The organism is Rhizobium sp. H4, assembly GCF_003013335.1.
Lineage (GTDB): Bacteria > Pseudomonadota > Alphaproteobacteria > Rhizobiales > Rhizobiaceae > Rhizobium > Rhizobium sophoriradicis.
Map to the genome: position 1 here is coordinate 1 of NZ_PSOW01000043.1, position 1647 is coordinate 1647.

Sequence of the window (1647 nt, forward strand, 5' to 3'; positions counted from 1 at the left end):
AGATCGGCGACGAGGCCGTAGTCGGCGACCTGGAAGATCGGCGCCTCCTCGTCCTTGTTGATGGCGACGATCACCTTCGAATCCTTCATCCCGGCCAGATGCTGGATGGCCCCGGAGATGCCGGCGGCGATATAGAGATCGGGCGCCACCACCTTGCCGGTCTGGCCGACCTGCCAGTCGTTCGGGGCATAGCCGGCATCGACGGCCGCACGCGGCGCGCCGACGGCAGCGCCAAGCTTGTCGGCAACCGGCAGTATGACCTCCTTGAACTTCTCGGCCGAGCCGAGCGCCCGGCCGCCGGAGATGATGATCTTCGCCGAGGTCAGTTCCGGACGGTCGGAGGCCGACAGTGCATCGGCGACGAAGCGCGACAGACCCGGATCGGAAGCAGCAGGGATCGCCTCGACCGTTGCAGAGCCGCTTGCCGGTGCCGAAGCAAACGAGGCGGTGCGCACGGTGATGACCTTCTTGGCATCGCTTGCCTGCACCGTCTGGATGGCATTGCCGGCATAAATCGGCCGCTTGAAGGTGTCGGGGCTGACGACCTCGATGATCTCCGAGACCTGGGCGACATCGAGCAGGGCAGCGACGCGCGGCAGCACGGTCTTGCCGACCGAGGTGGCGGCCGAGACGATCGTGTCGTAGGAGCCGGCGAGCGAGACGATCAGATCGGCCAGCGGCTCGGCGAGATTGTTGGCAAGCGCGTCGCTTTCAGCCAGCAGCACTTTCGAGACGCCGGAAAGTTTGGCAGCCTGGTCAGCCGCCCCCTTGGCGGCCTTGCCGGCGACCAGGATATGCACGTCGGAGCCAATCTGGCTTGCCGCCGTCAGCGCCTTGGCGGTCTGGTCGGAGAGGTGATTGCCGTCATGGTCGGCCAGAAGAAGAATGGTCATGATAGTTGCTCCTGTTCCAACCCGATTACAGCACGCCGGCTTCGTTCTTCAGCTTGTCGACCAGTTCGGCGACCGACTTGACCTTGACGCCGGCCTTGCGGCCACTCGGCTCCTCGGTCTTCAACACCTTCAGCCGCGGCGTCGTATCGACGCCGAAATCGGCCGGGCTCTTCTTGTCGAGCGGCTTCTTCTTCGCCTTCATGATGTTGGGCAGCGAGGCATAACGCGGCTCGTTCAGGCGCAAGTCGGTGGTGACGACCGCCGGCAGCTTGATCTCGATCGTCTGCAGGCCGCCGTCGACCTCGCGGGTGACCTCAGCCTTGCCGTCACCGATCTCGATCTTCGAGGCGAAGGTTGCCTGGGCCGAACCCAGCAATGCCGCCAGCATCTGGCCGGTCTGGTTGGAATCGTCGTCGATTGCCTGCTTGCCTGTGATGATCAGCCCCGGCTGTTCGGCATCGGCGACCGCTTTGAGAATCTTGGCGACGGCGAGCGGCTCGACCTGATCGTCGGTCTCGATGAGGATCGCCCGGTCGGCGCCCATGGCAAGGGCCGTGCGCAGCGTCTCCTCGGCCTTGGCCGGGCCGATCGACACCACCACCACTTCTTCGGCCTTGCCGGCCTCCTTCAGCCGCAGCGCCTCTTCCACCGAGATCTCGTCGAACGGGTTCATCGACATCTTCACATTGGCAAGCTCGACACCCGAACCATCCGGCTTCACACGGATCTTCACGTTGTAGTCGACAACCCGTTT

General features: G+C 64.4%; 2 protein-coding genes. Both read right to left on the reverse strand.

The features are described from left to right. On the reverse strand, window positions 1-893 hold an 893-nt coding region (locus C4N04_RS31345), incomplete at its 3' end, for an electron transfer flavoprotein subunit alpha/FixB family protein (protein ID WP_106797762.1). A 25-nt stretch (window positions 894-918) separates the two neighbouring features. Beyond that, a partial coding sequence (locus tag C4N04_RS31350; RefSeq protein WP_245425690.1) for an electron transfer flavoprotein subunit beta/FixA family protein occupies window positions 919-1647 on the reverse strand: 729 nt, incomplete at its 5' end.